25 protein-coding genes are annotated in these 20,647 nt (G+C 69.4%); 6 read left to right on the top strand and 19 right to left on the bottom strand.

The features are described 5' to 3' along the window. Positions 1-22 precede the first annotated feature (22 nt). On the top strand, positions 23-1,951 hold the full coding sequence (gene pknB / locus LK10_RS09405; RefSeq protein ID WP_231567702.1) for a Stk1 family PASTA domain-containing Ser/Thr kinase: 1,929 nt from the start codon (positions 23-25) through the stop codon (positions 1,949-1,951). 20 nt (positions 1,952-1,971) lie between these two features. On the opposite strand, the gene LK10_RS09400 is transcribed toward pknB, so the two are convergent. Then, positions 1,972-2,358 carry an RrF2 family transcriptional regulator gene (locus LK10_RS09400; protein ID WP_052207161.1) on the bottom strand — a complete coding sequence of 129 codons (387 nt, stop codon included), beginning with the start codon at positions 2,356-2,358 and terminating at the stop codon, positions 1,972-1,974. A 70-nt stretch (positions 2,359-2,428) separates the two neighbouring features. After that, positions 2,429-3,079, bottom strand: a complete 651-nt coding sequence (locus LK10_RS09395; RefSeq protein WP_043122818.1) for an aminodeoxychorismate/anthranilate synthase component II — start codon at positions 3,077-3,079, stop codon at positions 2,429-2,431. 147 nt (positions 3,080-3,226) lie between these two features. Here LK10_RS09395 and LK10_RS09390 point away from each other — a divergent pair, with 147 nt between their 5' ends. Further along, positions 3,227-3,655, top strand: coding sequence for a cell division protein CrgA (locus LK10_RS09390; RefSeq protein WP_231567701.1), 429 nt, complete (start codon positions 3,227-3,229; stop codon positions 3,653-3,655). 1 nt (position 3,656) lies between these two features. Then, positions 3,657-4,334, top strand: a complete 678-nt coding sequence (locus LK10_RS09385) for a serine-tRNA(Ala) deacylase AlaX (RefSeq protein ID WP_043122816.1) — start codon at positions 3,657-3,659, stop codon at positions 4,332-4,334. Positions 4,335-4,343: 9 nt separating this feature from the next. On the opposite strand, the gene LK10_RS09380 is transcribed toward LK10_RS09385, so the two are convergent. Beyond that, on the bottom strand, positions 4,344-4,673 hold the full coding sequence (locus tag LK10_RS09380) for a cupin domain-containing protein (RefSeq protein ID WP_043122812.1): 330 nt from the start codon (positions 4,671-4,673) through the stop codon (positions 4,344-4,346). Positions 4,674-4,738: 65 nt separating this feature from the next. On the opposite strand from LK10_RS09380, the gene LK10_RS09375 reads away from it, so the two are divergent. Next, positions 4,739-6,010 (top strand): MFS transporter, encoded by a 1,272-nt coding sequence (locus LK10_RS09375; RefSeq protein WP_052207160.1) that lies wholly within the window; start codon positions 4,739-4,741, stop codon positions 6,008-6,010. Between the two features lie 4 nt (positions 6,011-6,014). On the opposite strand, the gene LK10_RS09370 is transcribed toward LK10_RS09375, so the two are convergent. Genes LK10_RS09370 through LK10_RS09295 form a run of 16 tightly spaced genes read right to left on the bottom strand, consistent with a single transcriptional unit; the run spans position 6,015 to position 18,355 of the window. After that, positions 6,015-6,764: an MBL fold metallo-hydrolase gene (locus tag LK10_RS09370; protein WP_331377457.1), complete on the bottom strand. Its 750-nt coding sequence runs from the start codon at positions 6,762-6,764 to the stop codon at positions 6,015-6,017. 34 nt (positions 6,765-6,798) lie between these two features. Continuing rightward, on the bottom strand, positions 6,799-8,643 hold the full coding sequence (locus tag LK10_RS09365) for a complex I subunit 5 family protein (protein WP_081998415.1): 1,845 nt from the start codon (positions 8,641-8,643) through the stop codon (positions 6,799-6,801). A 5-nt stretch (positions 8,644-8,648) separates the two neighbouring features. Beyond that, positions 8,649-8,996, bottom strand: coding sequence for a sodium:proton antiporter (locus LK10_RS09360; RefSeq protein ID WP_043122809.1), 348 nt, complete (start codon positions 8,994-8,996; stop codon positions 8,649-8,651). Further along, positions 8,993-9,778: an MnhB domain-containing protein gene (locus LK10_RS09355; protein ID WP_043122807.1), complete on the bottom strand. Its 786-nt coding sequence runs from the start codon at positions 9,776-9,778 to the stop codon at positions 8,993-8,995. The genes LK10_RS09360 and LK10_RS09355 overlap by 4 nt, the downstream gene beginning before the upstream one ends. Then, complete coding sequence (locus LK10_RS09350; RefSeq protein ID WP_043122805.1) at positions 9,775-10,065, bottom strand: Na(+)/H(+) antiporter subunit B; 291 nt, start codon at positions 10,063-10,065, stop codon at positions 9,775-9,777. The genes LK10_RS09355 and LK10_RS09350 overlap by 4 nt, the downstream gene beginning before the upstream one ends. Continuing rightward, positions 10,062-10,361 (bottom strand): monovalent cation/H(+) antiporter subunit G, encoded by a 300-nt coding sequence (locus tag LK10_RS09345; protein WP_043122802.1) that lies wholly within the window; start codon positions 10,359-10,361, stop codon positions 10,062-10,064. Before LK10_RS09345 ends, LK10_RS09350 begins: the two co-directional genes overlap by 4 nt. Then, entirely contained in the window at positions 10,358-10,642 is a 285-nt protein-coding gene (locus LK10_RS09340; RefSeq protein WP_197061902.1) for a monovalent cation/H+ antiporter complex subunit F, read from the bottom strand. Before LK10_RS09340 ends, LK10_RS09345 begins: the two co-directional genes overlap by 4 nt. Further along, entirely contained in the window at positions 10,639-11,187 is a 549-nt protein-coding gene (locus LK10_RS22265; RefSeq protein WP_043122799.1) for a hypothetical protein, read from the bottom strand. The genes LK10_RS09340 and LK10_RS22265 overlap by 4 nt, the downstream gene beginning before the upstream one ends. A gap of 36 nt (positions 11,188-11,223) precedes the next feature. Beyond that, on the bottom strand, positions 11,224-11,748 hold the full coding sequence (locus LK10_RS09330) for a MarR family winged helix-turn-helix transcriptional regulator (protein ID WP_197061901.1): 525 nt from the start codon (positions 11,746-11,748) through the stop codon (positions 11,224-11,226). Between the two features lie 10 nt (positions 11,749-11,758). Then, a complete protein-coding gene (locus LK10_RS09325; protein WP_043122796.1) occupies positions 11,759-13,150 on the bottom strand; it encodes a cryptochrome/photolyase family protein in 1,392 nt (463 codons plus the stop codon). Next, positions 13,147-14,037, bottom strand: a complete 891-nt coding sequence (locus tag LK10_RS09320; RefSeq protein ID WP_043122793.1) for a prenyltransferase — start codon at positions 14,035-14,037, stop codon at positions 13,147-13,149. Before LK10_RS09320 ends, LK10_RS09325 begins: the two co-directional genes overlap by 4 nt. After that, positions 14,034-14,405: a lycopene cyclase domain-containing protein gene (locus tag LK10_RS09315; RefSeq protein ID WP_081998414.1), complete on the bottom strand. Its 372-nt coding sequence runs from the start codon at positions 14,403-14,405 to the stop codon at positions 14,034-14,036. Before LK10_RS09315 ends, LK10_RS09320 begins: the two co-directional genes overlap by 4 nt. Then, on the bottom strand, positions 14,402-14,719 hold the full coding sequence (locus tag LK10_RS09310; protein WP_043122790.1) for a lycopene cyclase domain-containing protein: 318 nt from the start codon (positions 14,717-14,719) through the stop codon (positions 14,402-14,404). The genes LK10_RS09315 and LK10_RS09310 overlap by 4 nt, the downstream gene beginning before the upstream one ends. Next, complete coding sequence (gene crtI, locus LK10_RS09305) at positions 14,707-16,338, bottom strand: phytoene desaturase family protein (protein WP_052207158.1); 1,632 nt, start codon at positions 16,336-16,338, stop codon at positions 14,707-14,709. Before crtI ends, LK10_RS09310 begins: the two co-directional genes overlap by 13 nt. Further along, on the bottom strand, positions 16,335-17,222 hold the full coding sequence (locus LK10_RS09300) for a phytoene/squalene synthase family protein (RefSeq protein ID WP_043122787.1): 888 nt from the start codon (positions 17,220-17,222) through the stop codon (positions 16,335-16,337). The genes crtI and LK10_RS09300 overlap by 4 nt, the downstream gene beginning before the upstream one ends. After that, positions 17,222-18,355: a polyprenyl synthetase family protein gene (locus tag LK10_RS09295; RefSeq protein ID WP_043122786.1), complete on the bottom strand. Its 1,134-nt coding sequence runs from the start codon at positions 18,353-18,355 to the stop codon at positions 17,222-17,224. Before LK10_RS09295 ends, LK10_RS09300 begins: the two co-directional genes overlap by 1 nt. Before the next feature lie 125 nt (positions 18,356-18,480). Here LK10_RS09295 and LK10_RS09290 point away from each other — a divergent pair, with 125 nt between their 5' ends. Then, the gene (locus LK10_RS09290) at positions 18,481-19,026 is read left to right on the top strand and encodes a hypothetical protein (protein ID WP_156144108.1); all 546 of its coding nucleotides are present in this window, start codon (positions 18,481-18,483) and stop codon (positions 19,024-19,026) included. Further along, positions 19,023-20,507, top strand: a complete 1,485-nt coding sequence (locus LK10_RS09285; protein ID WP_043122783.1) for an SDR family oxidoreductase — start codon at positions 19,023-19,025, stop codon at positions 20,505-20,507. The genes LK10_RS09290 and LK10_RS09285 overlap by 4 nt, the downstream gene beginning before the upstream one ends. The last annotated feature ends 140 nt before the right edge of the window (positions 20,508-20,647 follow it).

Raw genomic sequence — 20,647 nt, 5'->3', positions numbered from 1 at the left:
GCTGGAACGAGAGGACGAGCCTATGCCACAGCCCGTCGTCCTCTCGGGCCGCTACGTGCTGGGCAGGCTGCTCGGCCGCGGCGGGATGGCAGACGTTTTCGAGGCCCAGGACACCCGCCTCGGCCGGACCGTCGCCGTGAAGATGCTGCGTGCGGACATGGCCCGCGACCGTCAGCTGCGCGTCCGGTTCGAACGCGAGGCGCAGGCAGTCGCGGCGCTCAACCACCCGAACATCGTGGCCGTCTACGACACGGGCGAACGCTCCGCCGACCCGCTCAACCCCGGCTCGGTCGAAGTGCCGTTCATGGTCATGGAGCTCGTGATCGGCAAGACCCTCCGCGAGTTGGTCCGGTCCGGACCGATCGAACAGGAGAAGGCGCTCGAATATGTCCAGGGCGTGCTCTCTGCGCTCGAGTACAGCCACCGCGCCGGCATCGTGCACCGGGACATCAAGCCCGCCAACGTGATGGTCTGCGACGACAACGCTGGGGTCAAGGTCATGGACTTCGGGATCGCCCGTGCGGTCGCCGAGTCCGGAGCGACGATGACCCAGACCCAGGCCGTCGTCGGGACCGCCCAGTACCTCTCCCCCGAGCAGGCCCAGGGCCAGACGGTGGACAACCGGAGCGACCTCTACTCGACCGGCTGCCTCCTCTACGAGCTCCTCACGGGACGCCCGCCATTCCTCGGCGAGTCGCCGGTCTCGGTGGCTTACCAGCACGTGCAGGTCGAGGCGCCAAAGGCCCAGGAGTTCAACCCCGAGATCAGCGACGCCGTGCAGAGCGTCCTGGACCGGGCACTGCAGAAGGACCCCGACCGCCGCTTCCAGGACGCCGGCGCCTTTCGCCGCGCGCTCCGGGCAGCCAGTGCGGGCCGAATCCTCCCAGGCGTCGCATCGGCGGACGACGACGAGCGAACCGAGGCTATGGCGGTCGCCGCTGCAGCTGCCGGCATCGGAGCGTTCGCCGCGCCCCTCGAGGTCCCGGAACCAGCCTCTCCGCATCTCGGCGACACTGGCGAGTTCCCCGCCGTCGACCCCGCTGCAGAAGACGGATTCCTTCCGTTCGACGACGAGGCGGAGGGACCGGAGCGCCGCCGCCGCGGCCACGGCGGCTGGATCGCTCTGCTGGTGGCCCTCGTTCTCCTCATCCTCGGCGGCGGGGGCTACTGGCTGTACAGCTACCTGAACCAGCCGCCCGCGATCGTCTATGTGAGCGTTCCGAACGTGGCCAATATGCAGGACACGGATGCGTTCGCACGGCTGACCCAGCTCGGGCTCAACCCAGAGTTCTCGCAGAAGCCGAGCCCCGACGTCGGCAAGGGCCTCGCGATCGACACCATTCCCGCGGCGGGTTCGCAGCTTGCGAAGAACGCGAAGATCGTCATCGAGATCTCGACGGGACCCTCGACGGCGGTCATCCCGCAGGCGATCGTCGGCAACACCGAGGCGGGCGCGCGGGACATGCTGCGCTCCATCGGGCTCGTGCCCGCTGACCAGTCGAAGACCGCGAACAGCGCGACCGTTCCGTACGGCAAGGTCATCAGCTCGGATCCGCCCGCGGGGCAGACCGTTGCGATCGGTTCGCAGGTCACCCTGACAGTTTCGACCGGCCGGGTGACCGTCCCGGACCTCCTCGGCCGCACCATCGATGACGCAAGCGCAGTCCTGGCCGGCCTCAAGCTCAACGTCGTGGTCGTCAATCAGCCGAGTGCGGCGGCGGCCCACACCGTGATCGCCCAGGACATCGCGCCGAACGGCTCGGTGGATCAGGGCGGCTCCGTCACCCTGACCGTAGCCGTTGCACCTCCGGCTCCGACTCCGCCTCCGCCAAGCCCGGCCCCGACTCCTACATCCACCCCCACGCCGACCCCGACCAACAGCGGGAACGGCAACGGGAACGGGTCCGTGAATGGAAACGGAAACGGGAACGGCAACCCCAACAACGGCTGACCTGCTGGTCAGCCTGCTCGTCAGCGGATGAGGACGCCGTCGAGCTCCTGGTAGAACGCCTCCCTCGCGCAGTGCAATGCCGAGCGGAGCCCGCACGCGGGCAAGAGGGCGCAGTCGCCTTTTGCGGAGCGGCAGTCGGGCACGTCCTCGCGATCGTCGAGTGCCCGGAGCACGGCCCCGACCGTCGCGCTCTGACCGGCCTCGGTGAGGCGGACCCCGCCGTTGCGCCCTCGGCGTGCGTCGACCAGGCCGAGCTTCCGCAGGCTGGTGATGGCCTTGCTCACGTGGTTGTAGGGGGTCGCGACGCGTTCGGCGAGGGCCTGCGTGGTGATCTGGGTGTCCGAATTCTGGGAGTTGAGCACCATCAGAACACGCAGAACGAGATCATCAAACGCCCGGATGCGCATGGCCGGGAGTCTACTAACACCTGTTATGGAAATCCACGAGACGGGCAGAAGCGACGAGCGGAAGCGTCTCCTAGCGCGCTTCTTCCGCATGGATGAGCGGACTGAGCGTGGCCGCACGCTCGGCCGCGCCGGCGAGCCCGAGAGACTCAAGCCAGTTGCCGAGCATCTGATAGCCGCCCTCGGTCAGCACGCTCTCGGGGTGGAACTGCACGCCGCACAGGGGGGCGGACTTGTGCTGGAGCCCCATGATGACGCCGGAGTGGGTGTGCGCCGTGATCTCGAGAACGTCGGGGATCGTCTCCCTGAGAGCGGCGAGCGAGTGGTACCGGGTCGCCGTGAAGGGCGACTTGAGCCCGGCGAAGACACCCTTGCCCTCGTGCTCTACGAGCGAGGTCTTACCGTGCATGAGCTCGGGCGCATGTGTGACCTTGCCGCCGTACGCCTCCGCAAGCGCCTGATGGCCGAGGCAGACACCGAGCATAGGCTTCGCGTTCTCGCCGCACCACTTGATCAGCTCGATGCAGACGCCGGCCTCTGCCGGGTTGCCCGGGCCAGGCGAGACGAGGACGCCGTCACGAGCGGTAGCGAGCTCAATGGCCTCGGCGAGCGAGACGTCGTCGTTCCTCACCACCGTGGTCTCGGCTCCGAGCTGCTGGAGGTAGCCCACGAGCGTGTAGACAAACGAATCGTAGTTGTCGATGACGAGGATGCGGGTGGTCATTGCGGTTCGGCCAATCGTGGGAGTGGGTGGGCCGGTGGGCGAGGCCGCTAGACTTGACTGTCAGAACCATTGACCAGCCACATCGGCAATGCATGCAGGATACCAAGCGGGCCCGAGCTCAGCCGAAGCCGGCCCCGAGGAGGACCAGTGCCCGAATCGACGGAGAAGCCCGAGCCCGCAGGCTCGACGCCGAAGGACCTGCCCCAGACGGTGGCCCCTAGCGTGACGGGCAGCACCGATAAGGGTCCGAAGACGGCTTCCAGCAAGTCCGCTCCCGTGAAGCCAGGCGTCAAGAAGGACGCCGGCGGGAAGAAAGACGCAGGCGCCAAGAAGGACACGCGGAAGCCCAAGGCCAAGAAGCGGAAGAAGCGCCCCGCTCGCGCCGCCGGTGGCCCGACGCCCCAGTGGTACAAGTACCTGATGTTCACCTTCATGGTGGTCGGGCTGCTGTGGATCATCGTCTTCTACGTCACCCAGGGCCTCTTCCCCGTGCCCGCATTCGGGAACTGGAACATCCTCATTGGCTTCGGCATCGCAATCGCCGGGTTCCTCATGACCCTGCGCTGGCGCGGCTGACGTGGCCGTCCAGCAGGAGCAGGCCTACTACACCGACACGTACCTCACGGATTCGGCCGCAGCGGTGGTCGCAACAGGCGATGCCGACGGTGATCGTTGGGTGGCCGTCTCGCCGAACATCTTCCATCCCAAGGGCGGCGGCCAGCCTTCCGATGAGGGAACGGTCGACGGCGTGCCCATCACCCCTGAGCGCGACGATGCGGGCGTCGTCGTCCTGACGGGGGCGCCGTCGACGCTCGAGGTCGGTGCCGCCGTCGTCTGTTCGGTGGATGCTGAGAAGCGGCGTCTGCACGCCGCCCTCCACACCGCGGGTCATGTGCTCGGTGCGCTCGGCGAGGGGCGGGGATGGCAGCACTCAGGGCACAGCCACTATCCCGGGCAGGCACGCCTCGATTTCGACCCCGAGGGGCACGAGGAGGAGCTCGCGACGCCTGAGTCGCGGGAGGCCGTCCGAGCCGAACTGCAGGCGGGAATGGACGCCGCCTTGGCGGGCGGCGGGGCGGTCACGTCCTCAGTGGATGGGGCCGGGTATCGCACTGTCACGATCGAGGGCGTGAACACCGAACCGTGCGGCGGGACCCATGTGCGCTCGCTCTCCGACCTCGCAAACGTCCGCATCCTCGAGGTCAAGGTCAAGCGAGGGGCAATCAAGGTCCGGTACGAGGCCGAGCACGCCTGAGCGCCTCTCCTACCCCTTGACTACGGTCAGCAGGACGACGCTGTCTTCGATCGCGTCAAGGCTGTGCCTGGCAGGCGGAATGGCAAGAAAGTCCCCGGTTCGGCCCTCCCACGCATCCTCATTCGCGTTCAGCCTCACCCGGCCCCGGAGAACGATCAGGGTGGCCTCGCCCGGGCTGTCGTGCTCGGTGAGCGAAGTTCCAGCGCGGAGGGCGACGAGCGTCTGGCGCAAAGCCTGTTCATGGCCGCCATGGACCGTGGTCGCGCTGCGCCCAGCCGAGCTTGTGGCCGCACGGTCGAGGTGTTCGCGGGCGAGAGCGTCCAGTGAGAACTTCAGCATGGGAGTGCCTTTCCGAAGTCGGTGCCTGATTTCCGATGCTACGGCAGGCGTAGGGTGAAAGGGCCATGCCTTCCGATGCCCCCTTCACCTTTCGCTCAATAGCGCTGCCGGTCTTCCTCCCGACTCTCCTGTTCTCGACCGGAGAGGGCGCGATCCTGCCGATCATCCCGATCGCGGCGCACAACCTCGGGGCTTCCCTCGCTCTCGCGGGCTTTGTGGCGTCGATGGTCATGGTGGGCGAGCTCGCGGGAGACATTCCCGCCGGATGGGTCGTCTCCAGGATCGGCGAGCGCGCCTCCATGATGGGCGCCGCGTTCGTGGCCCTCGGCGGAATTCTCGTGTGCCTCGCCGCACCCAATCCGTGGGTGCTCCTCGGGGGCGTGCTGCTGATCGGCGTCGCGACCGCGGTCTTCGCACTCGCTCGGCACGCGTTCATGACCACGCACGTGCCGCTGCGTTACCGTGCCCGCGCGCTCTCGACGCTCGGGGGGATCTTCCGTGGCGGCTGGTTCATCGGGCCGCTCATCGCCTCCGCCGTCATCACGGCCACGGGCAACCCGCAGTCGGCGTTCTGGATCTTCGCCGTCGGCTGCGCGGCCGCCGCCCTCTCACTCCTGATCCTTCCGGACCCCGAGCGGGCGTTGCACGCGAGTGGTCCGGCTCGGGCGGCGGCCTTGGCAGCCAACCGAGCGGAGCACCACGGGCTCTTCCACACGATCTGGGCACATCGGGCCGTCCTTCTTCGCATGGGCTCGGGGGTCGCCCTCGTCGGCGCCGCCCGTTCCGCGCGGACCACGCTCCTCCCACTGTGGGCGCTCAGCATCGGGCTCGGCGAGGCGAACACGGCCCTCGTGATCGGTATCGCGGGCGGCGTCGAGTTCGCACTGTTCTACACGAGCGGGCACATCATGGACCGCTGGGGCCGGCTCTGGAGCGTCATGCCCTGCATGATCGGCCTCGGCACCGGGTTCGTCGCCCTGGCCTTCGTGCACGACGTGCCGGGCCGCGCGGCCTGGTTCGTCGCCGTCGTCCTTGCTCTCTCCCTCGCCAACGGCATGGGGAGCGGAATCGTCATGACGCTCGGCGCCGACCTGGCGCCCCGGAACAGCCCGGCCGCCTTCCTCGGCGCGTGGCGGTTCGCGGGCGACGGCGGTCAAGCCGCCGCGCCGCTGCTCGTCGCGGGCCTCACTGCGGTCGCGTCCCTGCCCTTGGCAAGCGGCGCGATCGGGCTGCTGGCACTCCTTGGGGCCGCCATCCTCGGGAGGTACATCCCGCGTTACGTGCCGCACCGGCCGAACGCGACGCGGGAGGCGAGCGAACCGAGCGAAGCGGCGTAGACGTCTAGTGGGCCCCGATACGGAGCGCCTCGGCAACAGCCCTCTCGGCACCGCGCGTCCACGGTTCCCCGTGGCCCGGCAGGAGGATCCTTGCGCCCGTCGTTGCGATCGCGTCGAGCGAGGCCAGCGCCTGAGCCGTGCTCTTCGTCGCAGCAGAGGCCACGATCTGCGCCCCGGCGCGGCCCGTGTAGGGGTCGAGCGTGACGATGGCGTCACCTGTCAGCAGCGCATCGCGCCCGGGAAGGTGGAGGATGCAGTGCCCATCGGTGTGGCCAGGCGTATGGATGACCTTCGGCGATCCCGGGATGGGGAGAGCGGTCCCCGGCCCGAGGGGTCGGGTATCGCCCACGCCCCTCACCATGAGCGCCCCAGCCGCCGCCATCCGGCCCAGCTTTGGCAGCGAGCCCGGATGCGTGAACGGGTAGAGGAACCGATTTCGCTGGGGACGGTAGCGATAGGGGTGAGCCGCAAGGCGTGCGTCCTCGCGGTGGACGAGGACAGGGGTGCCCCATTCGCGGTGGGCGCGGAGTGCGAAGCCGACGTGGTCGAAGTGCCCGTGAGTCAGCACGAGCGCCCGGACCTCATCGGGGGTCCGATTCACGCTTTCAAGGAGCTCGACCAACATTGGCCACATGCTGGGGAGGCCGGCGTCGACGAGGATCACGCCGTCGTCGTCCTCCACGACATAGCAGTTGACGTAGGCGTGGGTGATGAGGTGGACGCCGTCGGCGACGCGAGGGACGAGCATTGCCATCGGATACCCGCGAATGGGCGCTCGGAAACCACCGCTACACCAGCAGCACCGTCCAGCTTGCGCCGAGCCCAATGAGCAGCCACACGACGTAGTCGCCGACCTTGCCCGAATGGATGTGGCGCAGGAATTCGAGGGGCGGACGCACGAGGACGCGGCCTCTACGCAGGCGCTCGGGAATCCGGTGGCGGAACACCCCGAAGGCCGCCACGCCGACCGCGAGCGCGACCGTCAGGAGACCGAGCCAGATGCCCTCCGGCTCCCAGGACGCGGTGCCGTGCTCCGCCGTCGTCGTGTATGCCGAGACGCTGTTCACCAAGCCGCCGTTGAGAACCGCCCCCACATAGCCGTCGCGGTCCATGAAACGCTCCGCGGCCTGGTTCACGGCCGTGCCCACCTCCGGGAGGAAGCCCAGCAGCAGCCCGGCGGCCAGCAGGCCGAGGGCCGGCACCATCATCGAGACGGGAATGTGCTCGCGGCCGATGCTGACCTCGATGTGCTCCTCGTCGCCGCTCATCCCCTCCGCCTCTATCCCCTCGGGCGGGGAGCCGACGTCGAGGAAGATGCGCGCTCCCACGCGGAGGACGGCTCCGCCGGTGACGGCGGAGACGGCGATCATGAGCGCCACGAGCCACGGCGCGTTCGCCTCGGAGAGCCCGTGCTCGGCGATGCCCTTGCCGAGGCCGAGAGCGAACGGCGGGGCCCCCGCGAGGGCAATGCCCGAGAGGATGAACGCGACTCCGAGAGCCCGTGCGTCCCTCCCCCGCCCGTGGAGGCTGAACTCGTCGACGCTTCCATAGCGGTCGAGGATCACTCCCGACTCCAGGAAGAGCGCGCCCTTGATGGCGGCGTGGCCGAGAATGTACAGCGCGACGCCGCCAAGGGCCTCCGGGGAGGAGAGGCCGAGCACGGTCAGGAAGAGCCCTAGGTGGGAGACGGTGGAGTAGGCCAAGAGTCGCTTGAGGTGCCGCTGGAGGAAGCACATGACCCCACCGACGAGGGCCGTCAGCACACCGAGCACGAGGAACGCGTGCTGAGCGGCGGATGCGATGTCCGTCGAGCTGAAGATGGCCCAGTAGACCCGGGCGATCCCGTATAGCCCCAGCTCGACCATGACCCCCGAGAACAGCACGCACACCGGCGAGGGCGCGACGGCGTGGGCGTCAGCGAGCCAGAAGTGGAACGGGGCAATCGCCGCCTTCACGAGGAACCCCGCGAGGAGCAGCACGAAGGCGATCGGCACGAGGAGGCTGTGGTCGCCCGCGAGGGCATGCGAGAGGGCCGCGATGTTGAGGTTGCCCGTCCTCGCGTACAGGAGCGCGACCCCCATAAGGGAGAGGTACGCCGCGAGCGAGTTCACTATGCCGAAGTTGATCGCCCCGTGGATTGCTGAGGGGTCCTCGCTCTTTATGCCCGTCAACGCATATGCCGCTACACCCATAAGTTCGAAGAAGACGAACATCGTGAAGACGTCGCCAGCGAACGCGAAGCCCGTCATTCCGGCGAGGAAGAGCACCATGAGCCCGTGGAAGTGGACGTTCTCCGACTCGAAGTAGCGCCACGCGAACACGAGAGCAGCCAGCATGAGCGAGCTCGCGAGCAGGGCGATACCGACGCTGACCTGGTCCCCCACGAGGGCAATCCCCACTCCGCGCGTGCTCCGGAAGGGCCAGCCGCCCATCCAGTACACGAGGCGGCCCTCGGACGCCGTCACGAGCATCATGGCTTCGAGGACGACGGCGGCGAGGGCGGCGCCGATGGAGAGCACGTCGGTGGAGCGGCGGGGGAGGATCCGTCCCAAGGACATGAGCGCGCACGCGACGAGGATGAGCCCGATGACGAGGACCGGGAGCATGGGGGCGGCGACCGTCTCGGGAAGCATCGGGGTCAGCCCTCCAGCCCGCTCAGGCTATCCGGGTCAACGGCCTTGCGGCGCTTGGCCATCTGGATCACGAGCGCGAGCAGCATGGACGTGACCGCGGCGGAGACCACGATGTCGGTGAGCGTGAGGGCCTGGACGACGGGGTCCACGACGGGCGTCTGCTGGGTCACCTGGTTGCCGAAGATGGGCGCGACCCCGCCGTACTGGAAGCCGACGGCGATGAGCAGGATGTACGTAGCCGACTGCGCGACCGAGAGGCACACGACCGTGTGGACGAGGTTGCGGCTTGTCGCCATCCCGATCAGCCCAAGGGCCATGACCGCTGCGGCAACTCCATAGGCGTAGTAGCTCATGCGGCGGCCTCTTCCTTCGAGTCGGCATCGGGCGGATCGCCTTGGGTTCCGGGGTCGGAACGGATGGCGAGGGCCTGGTCGAGGAACCCTGCGAGCAGGATGACGACGCTGCTGCACACCGTCATGCCGACCGCGATATTGAAGAGCGGCACTGTGCCGGCCGAGATGAAGTCGCTCAACTGGCCTTGGGGGACGAAGTTGGCGAACAGCGCTGAGCCGAGAGCCGCCCCCGCGAGCCCCAGCGCGCCGAAGAGGACGACGCCGAGAGCCTCCCCCTGCTCGAACCATGCGAGCGGCCGGAGCCGGCGAAGCAGCGTGTATCGGCCGCCCACATAGAGGAGGTGGATCCCAGTCGAGAGCACGACGCCACCTTGGAAGCCTCCGCCCGGGGTGATCGCCCCGTGCGTGACGACGTCCGCCGCGAGCACGAGCGTCAGCGGGAACAGGATGTAGACGAGGAGGCTCGTGGATTCGAGGACCCTGCCTCCGCTTCTGACCTCTCGGCGCCGCTCCCGGTGCACAGGCCGGAGCAGCGTCGCGACCCCGACCACGGCGCAGAACAGGATCGTCTCCTCTCCGAACGTGTCGAAGCCTCGCTGGTCGAAGTTGATGCTCGATACGCCGTTTGCCGTCGCGTGCGCGAACGTCGCCACGACGGCGAGGTCCCGATAGGGATGGAACGTCCCCCCGAATCCCGGAAGTCCGGTGAACGCAATCGCCATGGCGACGCCGAACGCGGCGAGGCCGATCCACAGGAGGGTCAGGCGGGCACGGCGGCTCATGACTGCTCTCCCTCCCGCTCGCTCCGAGCCTCGTCCCGGATGCTCGCGATCTTCCTGATCGAGAGGACCACGATGAGCGGCACGACGGCGGTTCCGATCGCCACTTGGCTCAACGCGACGTCCGGCGCTTGCAGCGTCACGAAGAAGATGCTGAGCAGAATCCCATAGACGGACAGCACGACGGCCTGCTTCGACGGCGGCCGCGTGAAGACGACGACGGCGGCCCCCACGAGCACGAGGGTGAGGCTCACCGCGATAAGGGCGTTCGTGAGGAAGCCGGAACTCATTCGGGCGGCTCCCCCACGTCGATCCCCTGCTCGGCAGCGAGCGCCCGGCCTATCGCCGTCGTCAGCGAGGGCCCCGTGAAGGCGACGACGAGCGCAACGACCGCCACGGCGGCGCCGGCGAGGCCGATCCCGAAGTAGATCAAGGCCGCGATGCCGAAGAGCGGCACGGCGATGGTCGTGGCAGGGGCCAGGAAGTGGAGCTTCGCCAGGGGCGAGCGTGCCATCAGGGCGCCGATGCTCGCGTAGGCGACGACGAGGACGGCGAGGCCCGCGAAGAACGCTTCCACTCCGTTCACTGACCGTCCTCCTCCGTGTCGATGTGCGGCGTCAGAAGGCGCGTGTAGACAAGGGTTCCCGTGGCGGCGAGAACGGCGAGCACGAGCGGGACGATGAGGTACGAGGACTGGTTGACGATAGCCGAGAGCCCGATGAGAACGAGGCTTCCCGACACGCTGAGGAGTTGGAGGCCGATCAGTCGCTGGATGTTGCTTCCGCGTGCCGCGAGGTAAACGGCAGGGGCGACGCCGACCACGAGGAGTGCGAGGGTGACGGCCGTCCACAGCGTCTGGTCGCTCACTCACGCTCCGATCGACGAGGGGCAGAATCAGCACCGGCCGCGACCTGCTCGTCGAGATGCGGCCAGCCGTTCACGAGGGAATGCATGCGCACGGTCCCGGAGCGCGGCTCGCAGTCGACGACGACGGTCCCCGGCGTCGCGGACAGGGCCACGATTCCAGCAGCCCGCAGGCCTGTCTCGGCTTGGCCTGTCGAAGCCGCCAAGCGCTTCTCGACGAGATCCTCGGGCTGGCTCCCTCCGAGCCAGGGCACGAGCCGCAGCGCGTCGGCGACGGCTGAGACCGGGACCAGCACCGTCCAGCGGAGCCATGCGACCCCAGGCCGTGCCGCGAACGGAATCGCGCGCCTCGCGAGGCGCGCGAGGACGGCTCCGGCCAGCGCGACCGCCGCAGCGATCAAGGTTTCGCTGACGGTGAGGGTCGAGGCCGTCGCGAGCCAGAAGATCGTCCCGCCAGCCCACCAGAGCACAAGTTCAGCCAGGGCTCCGACGACGCCGCGCGCCCCCGGGAGCCCGAAGTACCCGCGGAGAGACTCGGTCCAGCCCATGGTGATCGAAACGCTAATCCCCCGCGGCGCCCCAGTTCAATCGCTAGGCTTCCCCTCGGCCCGCGCGAGCCCCTCCCGCGCCTCGGCGATCGCGAGCGTCAGCTGCCGGATCATGCCGGTCACGAGGGCGATCTGCTCGGGCGTGTACTCGGAGAGGATCGGGAGCATGTGCTGGACCATGGGGTCGAACATCTCCCGGCCCGTCTCGCGAGCGCTCGGGGTGGCGGCGAGCAGCACCTGGCGGCGGTCTTCTGCGCTGTGCCGGCGTTCGAGGTGGCCCGAGGCCTCGAGCCTGTCGAGCACCGCGGTCATAGCGGCCGAGCTGAGGACCAGCCGCTCGCGGAGCTCGCCCGGCGTCGCGACGCCACCGGTGCGTTCAGCTTCGACGACGGCGTTGATGGCGTGGATGTCATTGCGCGCGAGGCCGTGCTGCCGCCGCACCACCTCTGAGTAGCGCTCGGCCTCTGTTGTGAACTTCTGGAGCAGGAACAGAAGTTCAAAACCCGGGGATGAGCGCAGTTCATCACGGTTCTCGGCGTCGGGTCGTGGCTCGTCTGGCACGCCGAACATTCTAGGACCGCCCAATCGATACCCGGTTTCGCGGCAAGGAGCGGAAGGCCTCGAGAGCCGCCTCGCGCGACTCCTTGAGGTCCACGCAAGCCTCTGGGTAGTCCGGTGTACCGAGCTCGGGAATCCAGCGGCGCGTGTAGGTACCGTCGGGATCGTGGGTCTTCTCCTGGGTGAGCGGGTTGAAGATTCGGAAGAACGGCGAGGCGTCGGCTCCGCAGCCCGCGGCCCACTGCCAGTTGAACGGGTTGGAGGCGGCGTCAGCATCCACGAGGGTGTCCCAGAACCACTGCTCGCCAAGCCTCCAGTCGATGCCCAGGTTCTTCACGAGCAGGCTCGCCGAGACCATGCGGACCCGGTTGTGCATCCATCCCGTAGCCCAGAGTTCGCGCTGGCCGGCGTCGACGAGGGGCAGGCCCGTCCTCCCGCGCTGCCAGCGCCTCAGGAGCGCGGCTTGCCCGCCGCCGTCGCCCTTGGACCACCATGGGTAGGCATCGAATTCCCGCCGCAGATTGACGGTCGCGAGGTCCGGATGGTGGTAGAGCTGGTGCCACGCGAACTCGCGCCAGCCCAGCTCCGAGGCGAAGGCGGCGCTGCCCCCCGGAGCCTCGTGGCGCCGTCGTCCGATCGCGTGCCACACCTCGAAGGGGCTCAGATGGCCCCATCGCAGATAAGGCGAGAGCCGGCTTGTGCCGGCCTGTCCCGGCCGCTCGCGGTCCTCGGAATAGCCGCTCAGGACGCTGTCCGTGAACTCCTCGAGGAACTCGCCCGCAGCCCGAGGTCCGGGGGTCCACGCCTCGGCGAGCGGAACGGACCAATCAGGGTCCCTGGGGAGAAGGCCCCACTGCTCGAGACTGTCTCCCCAGGGAGCCTTCTCCGGCACCCGCTGCCGCTGGGGAGCGGGCAGGGGATGGCGGAAATCGTGGGAGCTGAGCTCTTTCCAGAATGGCGTGAAGACCTTGTAGGGGCCGCCTTGGCGCGTGGTCAGCTCCCACGGCTCGTGCAGGAGCGAGGCCTGATGGCTCTCGGCTCGCAGACCGGAGGAGCGGGCGATCTGCTTCACCGCCGCGTCGGCGCGCCGCTCCCCTCCCCCATAGCGGCGGTTCCAGAACAGCCCGCCGGCCCCGGCCTCCGCAGCCACAGCGGGGACGACGGCGGCCGCCGCGCCACGCCGCAGGACGAGCGGCACACCGATCCGATCGAGCTCCTCGCGCAAGGCCACGAGCGCGTGGTGGAGCCACCAGCGGGCCGCTCCGCCCAACGGGCGCACGCCCGGGGATTCCTCGTCGAGCACGTAGAGCGCGAGGGTCGGCCCGGCGTCCGTCGCGGCGTGGAGCGCGGGATTGTCGGTGATCCGCAGGTCGTCACGGAACCAGACGAGGGAAGGGGAGGTCACAGGCTCAGCCCTATCGCGATGAGGACGAGAGTCACGAGGAATCCTGTCAGGTAGTTGAACCAGAGGAAGCGGCGCCAGCCCGCGCGGGCACGCCCGGATTCCGCATCGCCCAGCCTCAGGAACGGGGCCGCGTTTGCGGCGTAAGGGAGCGCGAGCAGGCCGGCCCATCTGCCCAGCCCTTCCGAGCCGAGCAGCAGCAGAGCCGCTGCCGCAAGGTAGCAGACGACGGCGATGCGCACCGTCGCGCGGGCGCCGAACAGGGTGGCCACGGAGGCAATGCCGGCCTCGCGGTCCGGGACGATGTCCTGCACCGCGCCGAACGCATGGCTCGCGACGCCCCACGCGAAGAAGGCGCCCAAGGCGGCGAGCACGCCGGCCGAGGGACCGGCGCCCGCGAGCGCGAGGCCGTATACCGCGGGAGAGACGAAATGCGTGCTCGACGTGATCGAATCCAGGACGGGCCGCTCCTTGAACCGGAGCACGGGCAGGCTGTAGGCGGCGACCGCGAAGAGCGAGACCGCGAGCGCGGCCCAGCTGCTGGGCGGCCCGCCAAGCACCAGCAGGGCAACGAACGGCGCGCAGGATCCCCACCCGAGCCAGAGCGTGGCGCTATGCAGCGACGGGTCCAGCACTCCCCCCTCGGCACCGCCCTTTCGTGGATTCCGGAGGTCGGACTCGTAGTCGAAGACGTCATTCGTGCCGTACATCGCCGCGTTGTAGGGCACGAGGAAGAACAGCGTCCCGACCAGCAGTCGCCAATCGACGCTTCGGCTCGCGAGGAAATAGGCGGCCGCGAACGGATACGCGGTGTTGACCCAAGAGAGCGGGCGGGAGGAGACGACGACCGCGCCGATCAGGCCGCGGCGTGCGGGGAGGGCGAGGGTCATGCGTCCCCCTTTCGGCTGGAAGGGGCTGGCTTGCGGGTGGAAGGGGCTGGCCTTCGGGTGGAAGGGGCTGGCCTTCGGGTGGAAGGGGCTGGGCGCAGCCGTCGCCACAGCGCCGGGAGGACGACGGCGGCCGCGAGCGGGTACGCGAAGTCCTCGACGGGTGCGAGGCCGACGAAGATGCCGCTGAGGGTGCTGGCCCGATAGCCGAAGAGGCCAAGGCCGATCATGACGCTGTCGAAGACGGCCGTCAGCGCCATGAGGGCTGTGCCGGCGGCGAACAGGGGGCGCCAGCTCGCGGGGAGGCCGAGACACGCGAGGGCCACGCACGCGAGCGAGAGGAAGACGACGTCGACGAGCGCATACGTCACGAGCCCCGCCTCCCGGCGAACACACGCTCGGCGCCCGCGAACAGCAGCATGGCCGTATAGCAGAAGAAGGCGAGGAAGAAGGGCTCCTCGAGCGGAAGCTCGGGCGCCAGCATGAGGCCCGTTGCGAGCGGCGTGGGAGCGTGCTCGAAGACGCCAGCCGCGATTCCGGCGGCGTCCCACGCGAGGAAGAAGACGACGCCGGCCGCGAGTACCAGCGCGGCGGCACGCGGTGTCCGCCAGAGGAAGAGCCTAAAGCGGCGATCGAGAGCGCCAAGGCAGGCGGCAGCTAGAAGCAGGCAGCTCAAATAGGCCATGATGCCTCCGCCGGCAGGGACTCCGCCGCCAAGGAGTCCGCCGCGAGTTGACCAGCCCAGGGCTTGCCCGGAGCCACCGGCCCGGGCCGCCGGTCTCCCCGCACCCGTTTCAGCACGAGCTCGGCGCTGATGAGGCACATCGGGACGCCGATCCCGGGCCGCACGGACGCACCGGAGTACAGCAGCCCCGAAACCTTTCGGCTCGCATTGGCAGGGCGGAACATCGCGCTCTGGCCGAGCGTGTGCGCGAGCCCGAGGGCGCCCCCGCGCCACGCGTTGAAATCCGCCGCGAAGTCGCCCGGGCCGATCGTGCGCCGGACGGCGACCCGCGTCGCAAGGTCCGGAATCCCGGCCCACACGGACACCTGCCGGATGGCGGCATCCGCCACCGCCTCCACTACGGGAGAACCCGAGCCGTCGACGCCGCCGCGCCCCCACTCGGGCTTTGCCGGTGCCGGCACAAGGACGAACAGGCTCTCTCCACCCGCCGGAGCCGCATGAGGGTCGGTCGCACTCGTCCGGGACACGTAGAGCGACGTCGGGTCGGGGAGCGGCGATCCGGCGGCGATACGCCTGAAGTTGTCCCGCCAGTCCCTCGCGAAGAACAGGTTGTGGTGGGCGAGCTCTGGCAACTCCCCGCGGATGCCGAGGCACGCGAGGACTGCGCCCGGCCCGGGGTCACGGCGCGCCCACGCGTCCTCGGGGTGTGAGCGGAGGGAGGCCGGAAGGAGTTCAGTCTCGAGGTGGTGCAGGTCGGCCGCTCCGACCACAAGGTCCGCGCTCAGGCGGTGCCCTCGCCCGCCGTCGTCCGTCCACTCGACGCCCTCGGCACGGGCGCCGCCCCCAGCAACCCCGGTTAGGATCCGCTGGGCTCGGGCACCGAGCCGGACGTCGACGCCTGCCCTGCGCGCAAGCCGCTCCATTGCATCCACGAGTGCGGCGAACCCGCCCCGCGGGTACAGAATCCCTTGGCCGAGGTCGAGGTGGCTCATGAGCGCATACAGCGCGGGGGCACGGAACGGCGTCGTCCCCAGGAAGACGGCCGGGTAACCGAGAACCTGCCGCTCGCGCGGGTCGCGGAACCGGCGCGCGATGCGTCCCTCGAGCGTCTGGGTGAGGAGGGCGACGAGTCGGGGCAGCCTGCGCAGGAGGTCCGGACTTGCGAGCCCACGGAGCGAGGAGAAGTCGTCGTAGAGGAAGCGCTGGGTGGCGATCCGGTATGCGTCCTCGGCCTCGTCGAGGTACCTCGCGAGCGCGGTCCCGGAGCCCGGGTCCAGCGATTCGAAGAGGGCCACGGCACCACCGCGGCCGCCGCCGACATCCACGGGCGCGGGCTCACCCTCGAAGAACGTCCGGTAGCCCGGATCCAGGCGCACGAGGTCGAGTTCGGCCTCCGCGCTCGTGCCCATGAGGCGGAACCAATGGTCGATGACCTCCGGCATGAGGTACCACGACGGCCCGGTGTCGAACCGGAAGCCGTCCGCCTCCCAGCGCCCCGCGCGGCCCCCGAGCGAATCCTGCTGCTCGAGCAGGTGCACGGTGTGCCCGTCCCGAGCGAGCAGTGCGGCTGTCGCGAGCCCCGCGATGCCCCCGCCGATCACGACGACGCGGCGCCTCATGCCGCCCTCCCTCGCCCCAGGCCGAGCAGCACCGCCGCCGCGAGGCGCGCCTTGGTGCCGGTGGGAACGCTCACGCGCGTTGTGGGGAGCAGCTCGGCTGGGCACGCGTCGATGCGGTCGGCGAGTGCTGAGAAGATCGCGTGGGCGAGCGCGACGGCTCTTCGCGACGAGATGGGGAGCAGGCGCAGCCCGGGCAGCGAGGCGGCCAGATCCGCCCTGAGGTCCTCGACGAGGGCTGCCTTCTGCCGTTCGTGCAGATGCTGCGGATCGACGCCCGGGAAGTACCGCCGCCCCAGCTCGGCCGAATCCTGCCCTAGATCCCGGAGGAAGTTGACCTTCTGGAATGCGGCTCCGAGGTGGCGGGCCGAATCCGCCATCGCGGAGCGCTCCGCGGCCGTTGCCTGAGCGTCTTGGAGGAAGACACGCAGGCACATGAGCCCCACGACCTCCGCGGAGCCGTAGATGTACTCGCCGAGCGACTCCCCGGAGTGGGCGAGGATCTGGCAGTCGCGCCGCATCGAGGCGAAGAACGGCGTGACGAGGTCGCGGCCGATCCCCGAGCGCCTGGCCGTCTGGACGAAGGCGTGGACCACGAGGTTCGTGCTGTAGCCCAGCTCGAGCGCGGCGTAGGTCTCGCCTTCGAGGATGTCGAGCTGTTCGAGCACGAGCGCGGCCGGAAGACCCGCGCCGCTCGCCGCGCCGTCGACCACTTCGTCGGCGAGCCGGACGAGCGCGTAGATGTTCTCGATCTCGGGCCGCAGCTCGGGCGCAAGAAGGCGGCATGCGAGCCCGAACGACGTTGAATACCGGCGTATGACGACGGCGGAGCTCGCCGTCGCGGCGGCCGTGTAGCGGCTCAGGGGGGACGTCAGCGCGTAGGACATCAGCTCTCCCGGTGGAGGACGTGGTTGCAGATGCGGGTGAGCTCGGAACGGAGCGCTGGAGGCAGCTCGGCTCGGCGCGCCTCGTCGAGTGCCTCGGTCACGAGCGAGTGGGCGAGGGTGAGGGCGTGGCCCCGCGCGCCCGCCTTGTCGAGGATTTCCCTCACCTCGTCGGGATTCCGGCCGTCGTCGCCCTCGCTCTCATGCGCGAGGTGGCGGGCGATGAGGGGATGCTCACGGGCGAAGGCCGTGAGGACCGTGAGCTTGCCCTCGCGCAGGTCCGACGTCGTTGACTTGCCGGTCTGCCGTTCGTCGCCGAACGTTCCGAGGACGTCGTCGATGACCTGGTACGCCATGCCGATGAGGCTCCCGACGCGCCCGACGGCCTCCACCTCCTGGGGCGTGGCCCCAGCGAGGATCGCTCCCGCGCAGAGCGGTGCCTCGAACGAGTAGCCGGCAGTCTTCAGCCGCTCCATCTCGAGGACGTCGTCGACGCTTCCGGCATCCGCGCCGGAGAGGGCACCCCCGCGCGAGAGGAGGACGTCGGCAAGCTCGCCGGCCGCGGCGTCGGTGATCGCCCGATGGAAGATCGAGGCGAGACGATCGCGCACGCGAGGGACCGGCGTCGCCCGCTCGAGCATTCGCAACGAAGCCGTGAGGAGAAGGTCGCCGGCGATGATTGCGACCGAGGCGCCGAGGTGTTCGGCCTCGGAGGGCGGAAGGCCGCGCCGGAGGCCGTCGGCGCGGTAGATCCCCGCGATGTTGGGGCGCCCTCGGCGCACGAAGTCGCGGTCGATCACGTCGTCGTGGAGGAGGAGCGACGCGTGCAGGAGCTCGAACGCAGCACCCGTGGCGGCGCACGCCTCTTCCGATCTGCCTCCGAATGAGGTGTAGGCGAGACATGCCAGTTGGGGCCGGACCCGTTTCCCGCCCTCGAGCGATCGGACGCTGTGGAACCACAGCTCCTGCGCTCGGCCCAACGGCGCCGCTGCCTGCTCCGAGGCGCAGAAGTCCGCGAGCAACTCCTCCACCCGGGGGGCGACGCTTGCCCACGTCGGTTTCGTAGCCCGGGCACCCCCCTCGGGGAGAGCTGCCTCGCGCGGCTTCGCTGCTGCCTGAGTGGCCGTTCCGCTCATCGTCGCCTCCTCGACTGGACACCCTTGGGCCGGGCTTGGCCCCAACCCTTGATGTCTCGATCTTCGAGAAATATGATTATCGAGAAATCAGGCCCTGTCTAGAGGGGGACAGTATGCAAGCCCAAGTGACGAATCAGCGCTCTGCCCTGCCCGCGGCCGTTCTGACTGCCGCCTCCATGCTCCTGAACGCGGCTTGGCTCTGGGCGGTCCAACTCGGCTCCGTCCCCGCTAGTCTCGGAGTCATGGTGGCTCTCCTGGCCGTCCTCTGCCGGATCTTCCAGCTCTCGAAGACGCACGCGCCGAGATCGAGGGCCGAAGCTCTCCTGAGCGACGGAATGTTCGGCCTGTACCTCGGTTGGATCTGCGTGGCTACGCTCGCGAACGTCGCCGCGGTCCTCGCGTGGGCGGGACTCGTGCTGCCCGCCGAACCGGCCTCCGTCGTCGTCCTCTGCGTCGCCGCCCTCGTCGGGATTTCCCTCGCATTCAGGCGCTCCTGGGCGCCGCTCCTCTCGATCGCCTGGGGTCTGGCGTGGATCGCCGTCGCACGCTCGAGTGGGCCGTTGGTTCTTCCCATGACGGCGCTGACCGCGGGGACCGCTGCGGCTGCCGTGGTTGCGGCAGGCCTCCTGCTCGCCGGGCCGCGCACGCTGCACAGGACGGAGCACGCATGAGCCGCCTCGTAGCCGTCACCGGCGCCACCGGCTACATCGGCGGCCGGCTCGTTCCGCGCCTTCTCGAGGCGGGCCATCGGGTCCGCGTGCTTGCGCGCAACCCGAAGAAGCTCCGAGACGTGCCCTGGCGGGACGAGGTCGACGTCGTCGAAGGGAGCCTCGAAGACGCCGGCGCCGTCGGGGCGCTGTGCGAGGGGGCCGACGTCGTCTACTACCTCGTGCACTCGATGGGCGGGAACGGCGGTGGCAAGGGCGGCGGCGACTTCGCGCGGACCGAGCAAGCGGGGGCCGAGGCCCTCGCGCGCGCCGCCGCGAAGGGCGGCGTTTCCCGCCTCGTGTACCTGAGCGGCCTCAACCCCGGGGAGCGACTGAGCCGGCACCTGCAGTCCCGGTCCGAGGTGGGGCGCATCCTCTTGGATTCCGGGGTGCCCACAGTTGTGCTGCAGGCCGGGCTCGTGATCGGTTCCGGCTCGGCCAGCTTCGAGATGGTGCGGCATCTCACCGACGTCCTGCCCGTCATGCCCGCTCCCCGCTGGGTGCTCAATCGCGTCCAGCCCATCGCCGTCCGCGACGCTCTGTACTACCTCGAGAAGGCCGCCGAGCTTCCGGAGAGCGTCAACCGAACCTTCGACATCGGCGGTCCCGACGTGCTCACGTATGCGGACATGATGCGCGGCTACGCACGCGTCGCCGGCATGCGCGCCCCGCTCATCCTGCCGCTTCCTGTCCTCACGCCATGGCTCGCCGCCCAGTGGGTCAACCTCGTCACCCCGATTCCGAGGGCCCTAGCGATCCCGCTCGTCGAGTCGCTCCAAAACGACTGCGTCGTGCGGGATGCGAGCATCGGCGAGCACATTCCGGAGCCGGAGGGCGGGCTGACGAGCTACGAGCGCGCCGTCGAGCTCGCGCTCGTGAAGATCAAGCGAGGCGAGGTCGAGACGACGTGGGCGGGGTCGACGGCGCTCGAAGCACCCTCAGACCCGCTGCCGAGCGACCCGGAGTGGGCCGGCAGCAGGGTGTTCAAGGACACCCGGACGCACTACACGTCCGCTCCGCCGGAGCGGCTGTGGGAGGTCATCGAGAGCATCGGCGGGGAGAACGGCTGGTACTCGTTCCCGCTCGCCTGGGCGGTGCGAGGGTGGATGGACAAGCTCGCGGGCGGCGTGGGCCTGCGCCGGGGGCGGCGCGATCCGCGGCGGCTCCAGCTCGGCGACGCGCTCGACTGGTGGCGCGTCGAGGCCCTCGAACGCGGACGGCTCCTCCGCCTGCGAGCCGAGATGCGTGTCCCAGGCCGGGCCTGGCTCGAGCTGACCGTCTCGCCGCGCGGCTCGGGGAGCCTGTACTTCCAACGGGCGGTCTTCCTCCCGAAGGGCCTCGCGGGACGGCTCTACTGGGCCTCGATCGTCCCGTTCCACGACGTCATCTTCAAGGGCATGGCCGAGCGGATCACCGCGGCCGCAGAGAACAGGGGGCTGGCATGAAATTCGACTACACGCTTGTGCAGGTCGTGGACGACGACGGCGCGCCCCTTCGGACGGCGCTCAAGGCGAGCATCCATGGGACGGACACTCCGCTGCACCTTGCCTTCTCGTGCCACGTCGAGGATGGCGAGGGTCGGGTG

The organism is Sinomonas humi, assembly GCF_000802235.1.
In the GTDB taxonomy this organism is placed as follows: Bacteria; Actinomycetota; Actinomycetes; order Actinomycetales; family Micrococcaceae; genus Sinomonas; species Sinomonas humi.
The sequence above is the reverse complement of the archived record's forward strand: the minus strand, read 5'-3'. Positions and strand labels throughout refer to the sequence as shown.

Coding starts and splice junctions, on each gene's coding strand:
- pknB (WP_231567702.1), top strand. CDS start 23: ATGCCACAGCCCGTCGTCCTCTCGGGCCGCTACGTGCTGGGCAGGCTG.
- LK10_RS09400 (WP_052207161.1), bottom strand. CDS start 2,358: ATGCGCATCCGGGCGTTTGATGATCTCGTTCTGCGTGTTCTGATGGTG.
- LK10_RS09395 (WP_043122818.1), bottom strand. CDS start 3,079: ATGACCACCCGCATCCTCGTCATCGACAACTACGATTCGTTTGTCTAC.
- LK10_RS09380 (WP_043122812.1), bottom strand. CDS start 4,673: ATGCTGAAGTTCTCACTGGACGCTCTCGCCCGCGAACACCTCGACCGT.
- LK10_RS09375 (WP_052207160.1), top strand. CDS start 4,739: ATGCCTTCCGATGCCCCCTTCACCTTTCGCTCAATAGCGCTGCCGGTC.
- LK10_RS09370 (WP_331377457.1), bottom strand. CDS start 6,764: ATGGCAATGCTCGTCCCTCGCGTCGCCGACGGCGTCCACCTCATCACC.
- LK10_RS09365 (WP_081998415.1), bottom strand. CDS start 8,643: ATGCTTCCCGAGACGGTCGCCGCCCCCATGCTCCCGGTCCTCGTCATC.
- LK10_RS09360 (WP_043122809.1), bottom strand. CDS start 8,996: ATGAGCTACTACGCCTATGGAGTTGCCGCAGCGGTCATGGCCCTTGGG.
- LK10_RS09355 (WP_043122807.1), bottom strand. CDS start 9,778: ATGAGCCGCCGTGCCCGCCTGACCCTCCTGTGGATCGGCCTCGCCGCG.
- LK10_RS09350 (WP_043122805.1), bottom strand. CDS start 10,065: ATGAGTTCCGGCTTCCTCACGAACGCCCTTATCGCGGTGAGCCTCACC.
- LK10_RS22265 (WP_043122799.1), bottom strand. CDS start 11,187: ATGGGCTGGACCGAGTCTCTCCGCGGGTACTTCGGGCTCCCGGGGGCG.
- LK10_RS09320 (WP_043122793.1), bottom strand. CDS start 14,037: ATGACCCTCGCCCTCCCCGCACGCCGCGGCCTGATCGGCGCGGTCGTC.
- LK10_RS09310 (WP_043122790.1), bottom strand. CDS start 14,719: ATGGCCTATTTGAGCTGCCTGCTTCTAGCTGCCGCCTGCCTTGGCGCT.
- crtI (WP_052207158.1), bottom strand. CDS start 16,338: ATGAGGCGCCGCGTCGTCGTGATCGGCGGGGGCATCGCGGGGCTCGCG.
- LK10_RS09300 (WP_043122787.1), bottom strand. CDS start 17,222: ATGTCCTACGCGCTGACGTCCCCCCTGAGCCGCTACACGGCCGCCGCG.
- LK10_RS09295 (WP_043122786.1), bottom strand. CDS start 18,355: ATGAGCGGAACGGCCACTCAGGCAGCAGCGAAGCCGCGCGAGGCAGCT.
- LK10_RS09285 (WP_043122783.1), top strand. CDS start 19,023: ATGAGCCGCCTCGTAGCCGTCACCGGCGCCACCGGCTACATCGGCGGC.